The organism is Phenylobacterium sp. VNQ135 (assembly GCF_049445735.1).
GTDB lineage: Bacteria > Pseudomonadota > Alphaproteobacteria > Caulobacterales > Caulobacteraceae > Phenylobacterium.
In genome coordinates this window covers 710,278-724,268 of sequence record NZ_JBMSDS010000001.1, presented here as the reverse complement: position 1 = coordinate 724,268, position 13,991 = coordinate 710,278, and the positions used below count along the sequence as shown (strand labels likewise).

Below are 13,991 nucleotides of genomic sequence, written 5' to 3'. Positions count from 1 at the left end.
AAAGACATATATCTGTCCGGCAAAGACCTCAAACTGTGACTTGGCTTCTTCCATCCTCGGCGCGGCGACCGGCGAAGACCGGACGGCGCAGGGAAGAAACGACATGAGAGCTCCCAACGCGAAGACGGGACGCGGCGCGACCGTCAGGTTAGCGCTGACCTCCTCCGTGGCCGCAGGCGTCGAGTGGTACGACTTCTTCGTCTACGGGACCGCGGCCGCGCTCGTGTTTCCGCACATCTTCTTCTCCCCCGATCTGTCGCCGGTCGTGGCGCAGCTGGCTGCATTCAGCACCTTTGCCGTCGGCTTCATCGCGCGCCCGCTGGGCGGCGTGGTGTTCGGCCATTTCGGCGATCTCTATGGCCGCAAGGCCACCCTGGTGGCGGCCCTCATGATCATGGGCGTCTCGACCCTGCTCGTCGGCCTGTTGCCCACCTACGCCAGCGTCGGCATGTGGGCGCCGCTGATGCTGATCGCCCTGCGTTTCGCTCAAGGGTTCGCCGTGGGCGGGCAGTGGGGGGCCGCCGCCCTGATCGCCATCGAGAACGCCCCGGAGGGGCGGCGCGGCCTGTTCGGCAGCTTCGTGCAGATCGGCGTGCCGTCGGGTGTGATCCTGGCCAACATCGCCTTCATCCTCTCCGACGGTCTGATGGGGCGCGAGGCGTTCGAGGCGTGGGGCTGGCGGATCCCCTTCCTGTTGAGCATCGTGGTCGTCGGCCTGGCGCTCTACGTCAACACGCGCATCCAGGAGTCGCGGGAGTTCGTGGCCGCGGCGGCGAGACGGGTGGACGCCGCCCCAGCCCGCGGCGCCAGCCGATCGCCGATCCTCCAGGTGATTGCTTCGAGCTGGCGGCGGATCCTCCTCGCGGGCGGCGCCTTCATCGCCAGCAACGCGTGCTTCTACGTGATCATCACCTGGGTGATCTCATACGGGACGACGGAACTGCGGCTGTCCCGCGACCTGATGCTGGGCGGCGTCATGTTCGGCAGCCTCTGCATGATCCCCGCGCTGATCGTGGTCGCCGCCGCCTCGGACCGCATCGGCCGGTACGGCCTGTTCCGGATGGGCTGCCTCGCCACCGGGCTGTGGTCCTTCGCCTTCTTCCCCTTGCTGGAGACCGGCACGCCGGCCGGCGTCGGGGCGGCGATCGCCGTCGCGCTGTGCTGCGTCGCCATGATGTACGGTCCGCAGGCGGCGCTGTTCGCCGAGCTGTTCTCCACGGAGGTGCGGTACTCGGGGGCGTCGCTGGGCTATCAGGTGGGCGTGCTGCTGGGCGGCGGCTTCGCCCCGATGATCGCCACCGCTCTGTTTGCCGCGTCGAAGAACAGCATGGCGGTCGCCGGCTACATGGCGGCCACCTGTCTTATCTCGATCGTCTGCGTGTCGTGGCTCCACGCTCACCGCAGGGTGAGCGAAGCGGCCGGCTCCGCGGCGTAGCGGCGGCGAGGCTTAGGCCATGCAGGGCGAGACGTTCGCGGCTCGGGGGCTCGACGGGGAGGCGGTCCGCGCCTTGCTGCAGGGCGCCGTGCGCCGCGGGAAGGACGCGGGCGACCTCCTGCGCGCGGCCGGCATCGACCCCGAGGTTTACGGCCAGCGGACGCGCGAGATCGACGGCCGCGCCCTCGTCCGACTGGTCCGGCAGAGCCAGTTCGCCCTGGACGACGTCTATCTCGGCTTCTTCGCCAACGGATGCCGCCTGGCCCTTGAGACGGAGCGGATCATCTCGCTGATGAGCTGCGCCACCTTCGGCGAGGCGCTGCGGGTCAGCATCCGGTTCACGAACGCCATGTCCGCCGACGCGGGTCCCGCCGTCACCGAGGAACGCGGCGCGGGGCTCCACCACACCTGCGGGTACCACACCATCGAAGGGCTCGACCGGCAAATCCTCGTCTGGATCCGCTTCCTCTGGATCTATCACTTCTTCAGCTGGCTCATCGGGCGGCCGCTGGCGTTGCGGGGCCTCTCGATCCAGGGGCCGCGCCCCTCGCAGGACAACGGCTTCGACCGCTTCGCCATCTTCCGCTGCCCGGTGAGATTCGACGCCCCGGTGGACGCCCTTGTCTACGACTGGAATGACCTGTCGGCCCCGCTGGCGCACAGCGGACTGCGAGACTACGAGGCCTACTACGCCAGCGGGCCGGACTGGTTCGAGACCCCTGGAGGAGATCCAGGCTGGCGGGAGCGGACCGAACAGGCGCTCCTGGAACTGCATCGCGGCGGCGACTGGTCGCCAAGCGTGGAGGCCGTCGCCGCGCGGCTGCGGACGCGCCCGCGTCGCCTGCGCCGCAACCTCTCCCAGGAAGGCGCCTGCTTCCAGGAGATCCGGACCCGGCTTCGCGGCGAACTCGCTGGCGCCTATCTGCTGGCCAGCGACATCCCTGTGACCCAGATCGGCTTGACCCTGGGGTTCAGCGACCCCGGCAGCTTCTCCCGACAGTTCGCCGCCTGGGCGGGGATGACCCCGTCCGCCTACCGCGCCCGATACGGTGGCGACGCCACGCGGCTGGCGAGCGCGACCGCCGTCCTGAGCGAACGCCGTGTCTTCTAGGCTGCGCGCGCCAGGCGCTGGTCACTTACGCCAAATCGGCGCGTCAGACCGGCGATTGAGTTCGCCGCTTCTCCGACGAAAAACCTCAGGGACCGGAGCTTCAGACTTCGGGTCGAAACGATCGTGCGATCGAAGGGAGGGTGCAATGAACCGCAATGTGATCCGCCGTGCCGGCGTGCTGCCCCTGGGCGCCGCGGCGCTCTTGAGCGGCGTTGCCTTGCCAGCCGTGGCTCTGGCCCAAGGCCGGAACGAGGCCGCGCTGGAGGAGGTGGTCGTCACCGCCGAGAAGCGGGCCGAGGGCCTGCAGAACATCCCGATCGCCATCACCGCGATCTCCGAAGCGACGCTCGAGCGGGCCGGGGCGAAGGAAGTCGGCGACCTCGTCCAGCTCACGCCCAGCCTGCAGTTCGGCGCGCGGTCGACGAACGTCTTCATCGCCATGCGCGGCATCGGCCAGGCCGGCCAGGACATCGGCAGCCAGTCGGGCGTCACCGTCGCGTTGGACGGCGTGCCGCTGCTCAACCACTTCATGATGAACCCGGCGTTCCTGGACCTGGAGCGTGTGGAGGTGCTTCGCGGACCTCAGGGCACCATCGCTGGCCGCAACGCCACGGGCGGCGCCATCAACATCTACAGCAAGGCGCCCTCCGACGAGAACGACGGCAGCCTGAGCGTCACCGTCGGGAACCGGTCCCGGTGGGGCGTGAGAGGGCACGTGAACAGGGTGTTCTCGGATCAGCTCGCGGGCCGGCTGTCGTTCCAGCGCGAAGAGGCGGATGGCTGGCTCAAGAACGCCTTCATCGGCAAGCGCAACGACGACACCGACGTCGCGGAGGTGCGCGGCCAGCTGCTGTTCACGCCGACCGATACGTTCAGCGTCCGCGCCTTGGTCGACTACACCCGCGACCGCAGCGACCCCGGCTTCGCCCAGATCCTCGGCCGTGCAGACCCGGCCCGGCCGACGGTGGTCGAGACCGCCGGCTATCCCTATCCGCGCAACGATCCAGACAATCTCACCTTCTACTTCGACGAACCGAACCGCAGGGATGTCGAGAGCGTCCGCGCCGCGGTCGTCGCCACCTGGGAGATCACGCCGGACGTCACCCTGACCTCGACCACGGGCTACATCGACCACGAGATCGACCTGACCGACCTCGACGTCGACGCGACGCCGTACAACACTGCCCGCTTCGACCTGATCGGCATCTACGCCAAGCAGGTGACGCAGGAACTCACGCTGACCGCCAACCTGGGCGAGCGTGCGGACATCGTCGCCGGCGCCTTCTATATGCGCGGCGAGTCCAGTGAGCCGCTCTATCTGAGCCTGGCGACGTTCAAGAACTACCTTGTCTATCTGCCGGAGGAGACGCTGGACTCCTACGCCGCCTACGCCCAGTTCCGCTATCAGGTGACGGACAAGCTGCGGGCGACGGTGGGCGGCCGCTACACCATCGACGACAAATCCTATCAGATGGATTCCTCGGTCGGCGGCGCGCCGCGGATCAGCTCGGACTCCGGCAAGTTCAAGGCCTTCACCCCGCGCTTCGTGCTCGACTACACGCCGACGGACGAGACGCTGATCTACGGCAGCGTCTCACGGGGCTTCAAGTCGGGCGGGTTCAACACCCTGGGCGACGTCTCGATGCCCGTGAACCGGTTCAATCCGGAGTATGTCTGGAACTACGAAGTGGGCCTGAAGGCCATGCTGTTCGACCGCAGGCTGCGGCTCGGCCTCACCGGGTTCTATGCCGACTACACGAACCTTCAGCAGACGGTGTTCCGTCTCAACGACGCCACGCAGGTCCGCTTCCCCCGTGTCGAGAACTCCACGGCGGCGAAGATCAAGGGCGTGGAGTTCGAAGCGGAAGCGACGCCGATCCAGGGGCTGCGCCTCACCGGTGCGGTCACCTACCTGGACGCCGAGTTCGGCTTTTTCTGCAACAACGACCCTCTGTATCCGAACGCCCCCACGTCACCCTCGTGCGTCGGGGCGACCCGGGACGGTCAGCCCCTTCCGGCCGGCGCCCAGCAGCTGCGCGGCAACACGCTGACCCAGGCGCCGCGGTGGCAGTCCAACGTGTCCGCCCAGTACACCTTCCCGCTCTCCGGCAACCTCAACCTGACCGCCCGGGCCGACTACAAGTGGCAGAGCCGCACCTACTTCGACATCTACAACAATCCTCAGAACTCGCAGGGCGGCTATGGCCTGCTCAACGGCTCCCTTGAGCTCGCCTCGACGGACCGGGCCTGGTCGCTCCTGGCCTGGATCCGGAACGTGGCGGACGAGCGCTACGTGAGCCAGGGCTCTGCGGGGTCCGGGGCCAACGCCGCCGTGACGGGCTCGCTCGGGTTGCCGCGCATGTACGGGGTCACGCTAACCCACCAGTTCTGACGGGGGACGGAACAGCTTAGCCACCTCCCGGCTGAGCTCCGTCCACCCGCCGGGGCCGCGGTGCGGGTGCGGGCGGCCCGCATCCGCACCCTTGGCCGCGCCGACAAGCACGCCTTCCACAGGACTTACTATGCAAAGCCGCGACAGGGCCGAGATCGTTCCCCAACTCGCCCTCTATCGGAAATGGTTGGGTGAAACCTGGGGGCTGCAATTCCGCGACTACGCTGAGCTTTGGGCCTGGTCGACAAGCGACCTGGAAGGCTTCTGGCGTAGCATCTGGGCGTACGGCGCATTGGAGTCGCCGACCCGGCACGGCGCGGTCGTGACGGGCGCCATGCCGGACGCCGTCTGGTTCGACGGCGCCCAGGTCAACTACGCCCGGCAGGTCTTCCGCCACGCCGCGGCGGCGGAAGCCGCCGGCCAGCCGGCCATCATCGCGGAGGACGAGAGCGGCCGGGTCGTTCAGGTGGGCTGGACCGAGCTTCGGCGGCGCACCGCATCCCTCGCGCTGGAACTTCGCCGCGCCGGCGTCGGGTGCGGAGACAGGGTGGCGGCCTATCTTCCCAACGCGCCTGAGGCGGTGGTCGCCATGCTCGCCTGCGCAAGCCTGGGCGCGATCTGGACGCTCTGTTCGCCGGACATGGGCACCCCGGCGGTGCTCGACCGCTTTCGGCAGGTGACACCGAAGGCGCTCATCGCCGTCGATGGGGTTCACTACGGCGGTCGGGCGCGGGATCGCAGCACCACCATTCAAGAGATCCGAAGCGGGTTGCCGAGCCTCCGGGCGGTCTTCGTCATCGGCACAGGCCATGGCGAGGCCGAGATCGAGGGCGGGGTCGACTTCGCCGCAGCGCAGGCGCGGGAGGACGAAGAGGTGGCGGCGTTCGAGCCCGAGTGGCTGCCGTTCGGCCATCCGCTATGGATCCTCTATTCCAGCGGAACGACAGGCCTACCCAAGGCTATCGTCCACGGCCACGGCGGCGTCGTCATCACCAGCTGCGTCGGCAACATGCACCTCGACATAGGCCCGAGCTATGCGCCGAACACCTTTGGAGAACGGTTCCATTGGTACAGCGCGACCGGGTGGGTGATGTGGAACCAGCAGGTCGGCGGCCTGCTGAGCGGAGCCACCATCTGCCTGTTCGATGGCGCTCCGAGCGGCTCGAGGCACGAGGCCGACTGGGGCCGGCTATGGCGGTTCGCCTCCCGTCATGGCGTGACCTGGTTCGGGGCGGGCGCGGCCTTCTTCACGAATTGTCGCAAGGCCGGCCTCTCGCTGGGCGACATGGGCGACCTCGGGACCATACGCGCGCTGGGCAGCACGGGCTCGCCCCTTCCGGCCGAGGTCCAGGCGTGGGGAACTGCGGCCTTCGCCGCCCTGGGCCGACCGGACATCTGGTGGTGCAACATCTCGGGCGGCACGGACATCGCCGCGGCTTTCCTTTCGGGCAATCGAGAGCTTCCGCCGGCGCCGGGACGGCTGCAGTGCCGGCATCTCGGCGCAGCCGTCGAAGCCTGGGACGAGGACGGCAGGCCCGTGGTCGGCCGCGTCGGCGAACTGGTCTGCACCCGTCCGTTCCCGAGCATGCCTTTGTTCTTCTGGGGCGATGAGGAGGGCGAGCGGTATCGGACATCGTACTTCGGTGAGTGGCCCGGCGTCTGGCGGCACGGGGACTGGCTGCAGATCGAGGCGGACGGAAGCTGCTCGATCAGCGGCCGGAGCGATGCGACGATCAATCGGAACGGCCTGCGCATGGGGACGGCGGAACTCTACGCCGCCGTCGAAAGCCTGGAGGACGTGGCCGACAGCCTGGTGATCGACCTCGAGGACGGGGAGGGCGGCAGCAAGCTGCTGATGTTCGTCGTCCCTCGCGCCGGTCGCGCTCTCGACAGCAGGCTCCAGACGGCGATGACCGGAGCGATCCGCGAGGCGCTGTCGCCGAGGTTCGTGCCCGACGCCTTCATCGCGGCCCCTGGAATCCCCCGCACGCTGTCAGGCAAGAAGCAGGAGCTCCCCGTCAAGCGCCTGTTCCAGGGCTGGCCGGTGACGAAGGTGATCAATCTTGACGGGATCGAGAACCCTGGCGTCGTCGCCTGGTACCAGGCCCAGGCGGCGGCCTGGCTGGAAGGCGCGCGGAAGGCGAAACCGGCTTAGGAGGGATGGAGCAGCCCATGGACCCGCAGACATCTCCAAGGCGCCGTCTTCGGGCGTCGACCCGCAGCCTGCTCGCTTCGGCGGGAGGCCTGCTGGCGCTGGCGGTTGCAAGCCCCAGCGCGGCGGCCTCCTGCGAGGCGCTCCGCGACCTCAAGCTCCCTGACACCGTGATCAGGAGCGCCGATACGATCCCCGCCGGCGGCTTCGCGGGCATGGGAGCGGTCCGCGCGCCGGACCTGCCGGCCTTCTGCCGCGTGGTGGCCTCGGTCCGAACGTCGCCAGGCTCGGACGTCGGCCTCGAGATCTGGCTGCCGCTTTCCGGCTGGCAAGGCGTCTTCCACGGCAACGGCAATGGTGGCTTCGGCGGAGTCCTGTCGGCCGGCTATGGGCCCATGACTGCGGGCCTGCGACGCGGATACGCCACGGCGGTCACCGACACCGGGACGGCTCCGGCCACACCCCTGGACGGGGATGCGCTCATCGGCCAGCCGCAGAAGTGGCGGGATTGGGGGCGGCGTTCGACCCACGCCATGACCGTCGCAGGCAAGGCCATCGCCCAGGCGTTCTACGGCGCTCCGGCGCGCCGCGCCTACTACACCGGCTGTTCGACGGGCGGCCAGGAGGGACTGATCGAGGCGTTGTACTATCCGCAGGACTACGACGGGATCCTGGTGGGCGCGCCGGTCATCAACCGCACCTGGGGACACGCGGCGGTGTTGTGGAACGATCTGGCCGCCTATTCGTCGCCCGGCGCCCGGCTCTCCGACGTGAAGCTTCGCCTGCTCAGCGACGCGGCGCTTGCGCGCTGCGCGGCCGCCGGAAGCGGTCTCGGCGGCGACCCGTTCATCGGCGACCCGAAGGCCTGCCGTTTCGATCCCGGGGTCCTCACCTGCCGCGACGGAGACCGCGCGGACTGCCTGACCCCTGCCGAGGTGGCGACGGCCCGGGCGTTCTACTCGGGCCCGACCGATCCGGCCGGTCGGCCGCTGTTCCACGGCTGGCTGCCGGGCAGCGAGGCGACCGGGTTCTTCGACTGGAAGTTCCTGCAGTCGCGGCCGAACGGACAGCCGCCGTTCGTGAGCCTGTTCAAATGGGTCTTGGGCCGGGACTGGGATTGGTCGAGCTTTCAGGTCGAGCGCGACATGGCCAAGGTCGACGCAGCGCTCGGGCCTGTCGTGAACGACGCCACGCGGGGAAGCTTGCGCGCCTTCCGGGCTCGCGGCGGCAAGCTGATCATCTACCACGGCTGGGCCGACAGCCTCGTCCCGCCCGACCAGACCGTCGCCTTCTACGAGCGGGTCGCGCGCGACGCCGGCGGCATCGGACAGGCCCAAACCTTCGCTCAGCTGTTCATGGCGCCTGGGCTTTCGCACTGCGCCGGCGGTCCGGGTCCCGATGTGTTCAACTCGGCGACGGGCGCAGCCATCCCGCCGCCTTCCGCAACACCGCAGCATGACCTCTTCGCCGCCCTTGCCGACTGGGTGGAGGGAGCACCAGCGCCACGTCAGGTCATCAGCACGCGCTACGTCGACGGCATGCCCGCCAAGGGCGTGGCGATGCAGCGGCCCCTGTGCGCCTACCCGGCGAAAGCCTGGTGGCGCGGGACCGGCGACACCGCTGACGCAAGCAGCTTCGTCTGTTCGATCTCCAGACCGTCAGCGGCGCACTGACCGCGCCGCGATCCGGAGGCGGCGTTCACGGGCGCGCTCCCCTGTCAACGAAGGGGCGAAAAACGTCGCGTCATCGCGTAAAAGCGAACGCTCATGCGCGCGCGGCCGGCCGAGACGATGAGAAAAGTGCAGGAATACCAAGCGCATCGGCTATCCGTCGCGCCGATGATGGACTGGACGGACCGGCATTGCCGCGTCCTGCACCGGACGCTGTCGACGCGGGCGCTGCTGTACACCGAGATGCTGACCACGGGCGCGGTTCTGCACGGCGACCGGACGCGGCTCCTGGCGTACGATCCGGTCGAGCATCCGGTGGCGCTTCAGCTCGGCGGGTCAGAACCTGCCGAACTGGCCCAAGCCGCCCGGATCGGAGAGGCCGAGGGGTACGACGAGATCAACCTGAACGTCGGCTGTCCTTCCGATCGTGTGCAGTCGGGACGGTTCGGCGCCTGCCTGATGCGCGAGCCCGAGCTGGTCGCAGAGTGCATGGCCGCGATCGGCGCGGCGGTGAAGGTCCCCGCGACCGTGAAGTGCCGCATCGGGGTGGACGATCAGGACCCGGAGGAGAGCCTCTTCACCCTGGTGGATCTTTGCGCCAAGGCAGGAGTGACGACCTTCGTCGTCCACGCCCGGAAGGCCTGGCTGAAGGGCCTGTCTCCAAAGGAGAACCGGGACATCCCGCCGCTCGACTATCCGCTGGTCTACCGGCTGAAACGGGAGCGGCCGGACCTTACGATCGTCATCAACGGCGGCGTCGGCTCGTTGGAAGAGGCCGAGGCGCACCTTCAGCACGTTGACGGCGTGATGTTGGGCCGCGCCGCCTATCAAACGCCCGACCTGCTGGGCGCGGTCGACGCCCACATCTTCGGAGATGGCGAGGTGATAGGGCCGTTCGAAGCGGTGGAGACCTACAAGTCGTACATCGCCCGCGAGCTCGCGGCAGGCGCGCATCTGGCGGCCATGACCCGGCACATGCTGGGCTTGTTCCACGGCGTGCCCGGCGCGCGGGCGTGGCGGCGGATCCTCACCGTGGAGGGCGTGAAGGTCGGCGCCGGGCTGGAGGTCGTCGACCGGGCTCTGGCCGCGGTCGTCGAGGCCTCACGGCTGAAGGAAGAGCGCCTCGCGGGTGGCCTCGAAGCGGGCGAGGCGGCCTAGGTAGCTCATCCCGAGCAGCGAGGTGTCGAGCCCCTTCTCGATCACGAGGGCTTCCACATCGTCGAGGCGGGCGCCGTCCACCGAAACGGAAGACAGCGTGACGGCCGCGGCGCGCGAGCGGCCGCCGGCGGTGGTCACCCGGTAGGCGTAATCGAGGTCCTGAGGCCTGAAACCCAGCCGCTCCGCATCGGCGGGCGTCAGGGCCACGGCGGTGGCGCCGGTGTCCACCAGGAAGCGAACCGGCTCGCCGTTGACCTGGCCCTGGGCCCAGAAGTGGCCGTCGGCGCCCTTGAGCACCGCGGCGGACGGCGTGGGCGCTGCGGTCTCCATCAGGAAGTCGGGGGCCGCCAGCCGCGCGACACGCAGGGGCGCCGGCGCGAAGGCGAGCATGGCCCCTGCGCTGAGGGCGGCGGAGACGCCGGCCACGATCGCCACCAGACTGTATCTCGCGAGCGTCGACACGCGTCCGCTTTCCGTCGCGACGGCCATGCGGCCCATCCAGGCGGCGGAGCCTACGGGCGCAGCCTTTTCAAGCCGTGAACGGATTGCGCGTCAGAAGATTCCGAGCTTCTCGGGGCGGATCAGGGCTCGGCGCGACGGGAGCTCGGCCATGATCTGCTCGCGCTCGGCGTCGCTCAGCCGGGCCCAGCCGGCCACCTCGTTCAGCCGCCGATAGCAGCCCAGGCAAAGGCCGCTTTCACCGTCGACGACGCAGACCTTGATGCACGGCGTCTTGATCGGGGCGGGCGGCTGGCTCATCCGGGCAGAGCGTAGGTGACGTTGGCCTGCGCCGCCAGCCGCTCAGGGCCTTCGGTCCAGATCCGCACGTCGCAGATGGCGAGGCGCCGTCCCAGACGGAGCAGTTCGGCCTCGGCTGTGATGTCGCCGGGCTTCGCGCCGCGCAGGAAACTGATGTTGAGCTGCGACGTGACCGCCATCAGCTGATCGCCAATGTGCGCCAGCACCAGGGCATAGGCCGCCGTATCGGCCAGGCTCATCAGCGTCGGTCCCGAGATCACGCCGCCGGGGCGCAGCAGGCCCTCGCGGTAGGGCATGACCACGCTGACGCGGCCGGGTCGGACCGAGGCGACCTGTGGGCCCGTCCGAGCGATGCCTGGGAAGGCGGTCTCAAGCAGGGCGTTGGCGCCCGCGGCGTCGAGCTTCGGCAGCGGCGATGACATTCTCGATGTCTGGCTTGAGGGCGTCTTCATTACAAGTTGTTTATTGTTACATGTGACGTGAGATGTATCATTACTAAAGATTCATCGCATAATACTATTCATTGCCGCTTGTTCATTTGAGTTCGGCAGTGCGGGGGAACAGATTTCGCCCAGGTTCCTAGGGAGAAGTCTCATGAAGTTCGCCGCCATCGTCATCGCCGCCGCCACCGTCGCGTCGGCCGGATCCGCCGTCGCCGCGGAGCGCGTGTCGGACATGGAGTATCTGAAGGCCAGCCGCTGCAAGGGCCTGGCCACGACCCTGACCGGCGTCGTCGACACCAGCTCCATCGACGCCTACCTGAAGGCCGCCCGCAGCGCCCGTTCGCCCGCCGTCTTCGAACGCGCCGAGACCGAATTCGAGCGGGCCAAGCGCGAGGCGCGCAGCGAAGACCGGAAGGCCCGGCTGACCGCCGAACTCACGGGTCCGTGCTCGACCTACCTGGGCGCTCCGGCCGACATCGCCAAGCGCTGAGCAAGCTCCAAATCCAGCCAAGGCCGTCAAGGCTCCAACTCGCGCGTCGCCGATGACCCCGGCGGCGCGCTTTTGTCTTGCGTGACGACCGAAGGAACCGCACCTGAGCCGTAGGGCTTCTTCCGGAGCGTGGCCGCTGAAGGCCAGACGGCCCAGGGCAAGGACGCGGATGACGATCTTCACACCCGGCGAGACGTGCTGGCGCACGGCGGGGGCGGATCGCGTGGCGTTCCTGATCGACAACGAGGCCTATTTCACCGCCGCCTTCGAGGCGATGCAGAAGGCGCGCCGCTCGATCCTCCTGCTCGGGTGGGGCTTCGACCCACGCACGCGGCTGTTCCCGGACGGATACGACGGGCCCGCCGACCCGGACGAAGTCGGCCGCATCCTGCTGCGGCTGGCCGAAGCCAGGCCGGAACTCGACATACGGCTGCTGATCTGGAAGTCCGCCCTGCCGGTCAGCGCGAGCCAGCAGTTCTTCCCGCACAAGGCGCGGAAGTGGTTCGAGGGCACGAACATCAAGTTCCGCCTGGACGACCAGGTGCCGTTCGGCGCCTGCCATCACCAGAAGGTGCTGGTGATCGACGATCGGCTGGCGTTCTGCGGCGGCGGCGACATCTCGGTCGATCGCTGGGATACGCCGGGTCACCTCGAACACGACCCGCGCCGGATCATGCCGGACCAAGATTACCATGCCCCGCGGCACGAGGTGATGATGATGGTCGACGGCGAGGCGGCCGGCGCCTTTGGGGATCACTTCCGCGAACGTTGGCGGCGGATGGAGAAGGAAGAGCTGGCCCCGCCGCCGGACGCGGGCGGAGACCCGTGGCCCGATCACGTCCCGCCGCATTTGATCGGCGCGCAGGTGGCGATCGCACGGACCGAGCCGGCCTGGAAGCGCGCGCCCGCCGTGTCGGAAATCAAGGCGCTGACGCTGCGCTGCATCGCCGAGGCGCGGGACATCATCTACCTAGAAAACCAGTACATGACCTCGCCGCTCGTCACCGAGGCGCTGGCGGCGCGTCTGGGCGAACCGGATGGTCCCGAGGTGGTGCTGATCACGACCGGGCGTTCGCCGAGCTGGTTCGACCAGCTCACAATGGACCGTGCGCGCGGGGCCATGATCTGGCGGTTGCGCGCCGCCGACATCTTCGGCCGCTTCCGGGCCTTCTATCCGCAGACGTCAGGCGGCACGAACATCATCGTGCACTCGAAGGTCAGCATCTTCGACGACCGGATCGTGCGGGTGGGATCGGCGAACCTGAACAACCGCTCGTTCGGGTTCGACACGGAGATCGAGCTCGGCGTGCCCTGCGAAACGGACGAAGCCCGCCTGCACGCCTCCGCCCTGCGCGACCGACTTGTGGGACATTTCCTGGCGGTGACCGGCGACACCATCGCAAAGGCGCGGACAAGCCTGGGCGGCCTGGTCCCGGCCATAGACACCCTTAATCGCGACGGCCGTCTGATCCCCGTCGATCCGTCGCGGCGGTCCGCGTTCGAGGAGTTCATCGCCGCCTATCACGTGGGCGACCCGACGGGCGTCTCGGACTCATGGCGGCTGGGGCGGCGGCGCGAGCGGTTGTTCGAGGAGGCCCGAGCTCAGGGAGAAGCCCGAGCCGGCGGCTCGGCCGTGCGTTAGGCGACTTCGAAGTCCATCACCAGCGGCAGGTGGTCGGACGCCACGCGCGTCAAGGGATCGAACGGCGCGAACACGTCCTGCACCTCGATCCCCGGCGAGACGAACACGTGGTCGATCCGCAGGACGGGCAGCGGCGACGGGAAGGTCGAGGTCGGCGTCTTGCGGCGCGCCAGACGGCGGGCGGCCTGCAGCTTCGCCGTCAGCGTGCGATAGACCACGGACGTGGCGGTGGCGTTGAAGTCGCCCAGGAGGATCGTCGGCCATCCGCAATGCGGGTGGTCCAGCCACGACGGGCCCGCCAGGTGCGCGGCCTGGATCTGCTGTTCGCGGGGAACGAGGCCCAGGTGGGTGTTGATGATCTGGACGGGCTTGCCGTCGATCTCCACCTCGACCCACAGCGCGCCGCGCGGTTCCAGCGCCTTCATGCGGTCGTAGCCCGGCAGGGGCCCCACCTTCACCAGCTTCTCCGGATAGGCGGTGAGGATGGCGTCCCCATAACGTTCCTCTTCCACCTGCAGCGCGGCATGGAAGTGGCAGGTCATTTCGAGGTGGGCGGCGATCTCATGCGCCTGGTCGGCGTAGTTCGTGCGTCTGCGGCCGACATCCAGCTCCTGCAGCGCCACGATGTCGGGGTTGAGCTGCGCGAGCACCGCGGCGACGCGCGCAACGTCCAGACGGCGGTCGTTCCCGACGCAGCGATGGACGTTGTAGGTGACGATGCGGGGCATGTGCGCGGGAG

The 13,991-nt window shown here is 68.7% G+C and carries 12 protein-coding genes; 8 read left to right on the top strand and 4 right to left on the bottom strand.

Annotation, left to right across the window (positions count from 1 at the left end):
* Positions 1-103 precede the first annotated feature (103 nt).
* The 6 genes from ACO2Q0_RS03805 (at position 104) to dusA (ending at position 9,918) form a co-directional block, all read left to right on the top strand.
* Entirely contained in the window at positions 104-1,435 is a 1,332-nt protein-coding gene (locus tag ACO2Q0_RS03805) for an MFS transporter (protein WP_423350142.1), read from the top strand.
* Between the two features lie 19 nt (positions 1,436-1,454).
* Entirely contained in the window at positions 1,455-2,546 is a 1,092-nt protein-coding gene (locus ACO2Q0_RS03800) for an AraC family transcriptional regulator ligand-binding domain-containing protein (RefSeq protein WP_423350141.1), read from the top strand.
* 145 nt (positions 2,547-2,691) lie between these two features.
* Positions 2,692-4,938 carry a TonB-dependent receptor gene (locus ACO2Q0_RS03795; RefSeq protein WP_423350140.1) on the top strand — a complete coding sequence of 749 codons (2,247 nt, stop codon included), beginning with the start codon at positions 2,692-2,694 and terminating at the stop codon, positions 4,936-4,938.
* A gap of 130 nt (positions 4,939-5,068) precedes the next feature.
* A complete protein-coding gene (locus tag ACO2Q0_RS03790; RefSeq protein WP_423350139.1) occupies positions 5,069-7,093 on the top strand; it encodes an acetoacetate--CoA ligase in 2,025 nt (674 codons plus the stop codon).
* 5 nt (positions 7,094-7,098) lie between these two features.
* A complete protein-coding gene (locus tag ACO2Q0_RS03785) occupies positions 7,099-8,763 on the top strand; it encodes a tannase/feruloyl esterase family alpha/beta hydrolase (RefSeq protein WP_423350138.1) in 1,665 nt (554 codons plus the stop codon).
* 117 nt (positions 8,764-8,880) lie between these two features.
* Positions 8,881-9,918: a tRNA dihydrouridine(20/20a) synthase DusA gene (gene dusA / locus ACO2Q0_RS03780; protein ID WP_423350137.1), complete on the top strand. Its 1,038-nt coding sequence runs from the start codon at positions 8,881-8,883 to the stop codon at positions 9,916-9,918.
* On the opposite strand, the gene ACO2Q0_RS03775 is transcribed toward dusA, so the two are convergent.
* Genes ACO2Q0_RS03775 through ACO2Q0_RS03765 form a run of 3 tightly spaced genes read right to left on the bottom strand, consistent with a single transcriptional unit; the run spans position 9,862 to position 11,099 of the window.
* Positions 9,862-10,416 (bottom strand): TIGR02281 family clan AA aspartic protease, encoded by a 555-nt coding sequence (locus ACO2Q0_RS03775; protein ID WP_423350136.1) that lies wholly within the window; start codon positions 10,414-10,416, stop codon positions 9,862-9,864. The two genes, dusA and ACO2Q0_RS03775, sit on opposite strands and share 57 nt — an antisense overlap.
* 54 nt (positions 10,417-10,470) lie before the next feature.
* Complete coding sequence (locus ACO2Q0_RS03770; protein ID WP_423350135.1) at positions 10,471-10,677, bottom strand: DUF1289 domain-containing protein; 207 nt, start codon at positions 10,675-10,677, stop codon at positions 10,471-10,473.
* Positions 10,674-11,099 carry a PaaI family thioesterase gene (locus ACO2Q0_RS03765; protein WP_423350134.1) on the bottom strand — a complete coding sequence of 142 codons (426 nt, stop codon included), beginning with the start codon at positions 11,097-11,099 and terminating at the stop codon, positions 10,674-10,676. Before ACO2Q0_RS03765 ends, ACO2Q0_RS03770 begins: the two co-directional genes overlap by 4 nt.
* Before the next feature lie 172 nt (positions 11,100-11,271).
* On the opposite strand from ACO2Q0_RS03765, the gene ACO2Q0_RS03760 reads away from it, so the two are divergent.
* Together ACO2Q0_RS03760 and ACO2Q0_RS03755 are read left to right on the top strand one after the other, a co-directional pair.
* Entirely contained in the window at positions 11,272-11,610 is a 339-nt protein-coding gene (locus ACO2Q0_RS03760) for a hypothetical protein (RefSeq protein ID WP_423350133.1), read from the top strand.
* Positions 11,611-11,779: 169 nt separating this feature from the next.
* Entirely contained in the window at positions 11,780-13,252 is a 1,473-nt protein-coding gene (locus ACO2Q0_RS03755) for a phospholipase D-like domain-containing protein (RefSeq protein WP_423350132.1), read from the top strand.
* Here the strand turns inward: ACO2Q0_RS03755 and ACO2Q0_RS03750 are convergent.
* Positions 13,249-13,980 (bottom strand): endonuclease/exonuclease/phosphatase family protein, encoded by a 732-nt coding sequence (locus tag ACO2Q0_RS03750; protein WP_423350131.1) that lies wholly within the window; start codon positions 13,978-13,980, stop codon positions 13,249-13,251. The genes ACO2Q0_RS03755 and ACO2Q0_RS03750 overlap by 4 nt on opposite strands.
* Positions 13,981-13,991: the final 11 nt, after the last annotated feature.

What these genes read in the sequence shown, in the direction of transcription:
- ACO2Q0_RS03785 (WP_423350138.1), top strand. Translation starts at nt 7,099, where the DNA reads ATGGAGCAGCCCATGGACCCGCAGACATCTCCAAGGCGCCGTCTTCGG.
- ACO2Q0_RS03795 (WP_423350140.1), top strand. Translation starts at nt 2,692, where the DNA reads ATGAACCGCAATGTGATCCGCCGTGCCGGCGTGCTGCCCCTGGGCGCC.
- ACO2Q0_RS03755 (WP_423350132.1), top strand. Translation starts at nt 11,780, where the DNA reads ATGACGATCTTCACACCCGGCGAGACGTGCTGGCGCACGGCGGGGGCG.
- ACO2Q0_RS03790 (WP_423350139.1), top strand. Translation starts at nt 5,069, where the DNA reads ATGCAAAGCCGCGACAGGGCCGAGATCGTTCCCCAACTCGCCCTCTAT.
- ACO2Q0_RS03750 (WP_423350131.1), bottom strand. Translation starts at nt 13,980, where the DNA reads ATGCCCCGCATCGTCACCTACAACGTCCATCGCTGCGTCGGGAACGAC.
- ACO2Q0_RS03775 (WP_423350136.1), bottom strand. Translation starts at nt 10,416, where the DNA reads ATGGGCCGCATGGCCGTCGCGACGGAAAGCGGACGCGTGTCGACGCTC.
- dusA (WP_423350137.1), top strand. Translation starts at nt 8,881, where the DNA reads ATGAGAAAAGTGCAGGAATACCAAGCGCATCGGCTATCCGTCGCGCCG.
- ACO2Q0_RS03760 (WP_423350133.1), top strand. Translation starts at nt 11,272, where the DNA reads ATGAAGTTCGCCGCCATCGTCATCGCCGCCGCCACCGTCGCGTCGGCC.
- ACO2Q0_RS03770 (WP_423350135.1), bottom strand. Translation starts at nt 10,677, where the DNA reads ATGAGCCAGCCGCCCGCCCCGATCAAGACGCCGTGCATCAAGGTCTGC.
- ACO2Q0_RS03800 (WP_423350141.1), top strand. Translation starts at nt 1,455, where the DNA reads ATGCAGGGCGAGACGTTCGCGGCTCGGGGGCTCGACGGGGAGGCGGTC.
- ACO2Q0_RS03805 (WP_423350142.1), top strand. Translation starts at nt 104, where the DNA reads ATGAGAGCTCCCAACGCGAAGACGGGACGCGGCGCGACCGTCAGGTTA.
- ACO2Q0_RS03765 (WP_423350134.1), bottom strand. Translation starts at nt 11,099, where the DNA reads ATGTCATCGCCGCTGCCGAAGCTCGACGCCGCGGGCGCCAACGCCCTG.